Below are 1,540 nucleotides of genomic sequence, written 5' to 3'. Positions count from 1 at the left end.
ACGTATAGGAAGAATAAACGCCCTTTTCACCCAAGTCCAACAGCTTTGGACCGCAGTTGACTCTTTCGACACCCCTGCGATGCAACCCAATCCGGCTGACGGGGAGCCAGCAACGCTGAAAATTTACCCTCCTCTTTCCCACTAGCGGCTCCTTTTCCGACAACCAGCACGGCGGATCCCTGCCGCGGCGCTGTGAACGCAGCATTTTGATTGGTATCGTTGGCCTTCAGGCTCGTCAGTCAAACAGACCCAGGAGCAGCTCAGCCGGTGGCGCCCGGCTTTCGGGTAACGCCCTGGTCCCGCTGGTTTCGGCTTTGTGCTTCAGGTGATCAAGGATCTGCTTGATCACTATAGGGTCTTCAATGCAGGCGATGACTTTCATGGCGCCGCCGCAGCCGCTGCAGGTCTCGATGTCGATATTGAAAACACGCTTGAGCCGTTGCGCCCATGTCATCGACGCTCGCCGTTGTGCTGGTGTTGCCGGTTCATCAGCCACCCTGACCTTGTTGCCCCTGCCCCGTTTTGCCGGCGTGACCAACGCCCGGTGCCGACTGTTGGGTGCGAACACCCCGTGGAAGCGGGTTAGGTTGACTCTGGGCTTCGGTACCAGGGCGGCCAGCCTTGCAATGAAATCCAATGGTTCGAAAATGACGTGCGTGGTGCCGTCCCGGTACGGCGTCTTGAGCTGGTAGCGCACGTTGCCGCCTCGTGTTAACGACAGCCGCTTCTCGGATACCGCCGGGCGGCTGATGTACCGGCACAGCCGTTCGAGCTTCTTGCGTTCATCGGCCCTGGCCGCCACGCCGGCGTGCAGGCTGGACCCGGCTACCTTGCCAATCCCGTCACCGAACGGATCACCACTGGTCGGCAGAGTTTGCAAAGTGAACACCTTTCGCCCCGCCTGTGAACCGACAGCGATACGGTAAGTGATCGAGTGCCCCAGCAGGGGTGTCATCGGGTCGTCATCCACCGCATCCGAGGCCAGATAGCTGTTTTCGACATCCCGTTCCAGCAGGCCTTGCCGTTCCAGATAGCGACCCACCCGGTGGGCGATGGTGTGCGTCAGCTGGGTGAGCTCTGGGCTGGTCGGCGCCTTGACCCAGCGGAAACGCGCTGAGCCGTGGGATTGCTCGACATACACACCGTCGAGAAACAGCATGTGGAAGTGAACATTCAGATTGAGCGCCGATCCAAAACGCTGGATCAGGGTGACCGCGCCCGTCTTGGCCACTTGGTGGGTATGGCCCGCTTTCTTGACCAGGTGCGTGGCAATGACGCGGTAAACGATGCCCAGCACCCACCCCATGATCTCGGGCCGGCTGGCAAACAGGAAACGCAGCTGAAACGGGAAGCTCAACACCCACTGACGCATGGGTTGTTCAGGCAGTACTTCATCAACCAGCAAGGCGGCACTTTCGGCCATCCGCCGCGCCCCACAGCTCGGGCAGAAACCGCGACGCTTACAGCTGAAAGCGACCAGGTGCTCGGCGTGGCAAGACTCGCAGCGAACCCGTAGAAAGCCATGCTCCAGCCGCCCGCA

General features: G+C 60.6%; 1 protein-coding gene. It reads right to left on the bottom strand.

All coding sequences use genetic code 11. The annotated features are described in order from the left end of the window. Positions 1-235 precede the first annotated feature (235 nt). The coding region (locus FTU35_RS13320) for an IS91-like element ISVsa3 family transposase (protein WP_001670805.1) at positions 236-1,540 on the bottom strand (1,305 nt) is incomplete at its 5' end.

It is taken from the genome of Acinetobacter sp. YH12095 (genome assembly GCF_013419245.1).
Taxonomy (GTDB): Bacteria; Pseudomonadota; Gammaproteobacteria; order Pseudomonadales; family Moraxellaceae; genus Acinetobacter; species Acinetobacter towneri.
The sequence above is the reverse complement of the archived record's forward strand: the minus strand, read 5'-3'. Positions and strand labels throughout refer to the sequence as shown.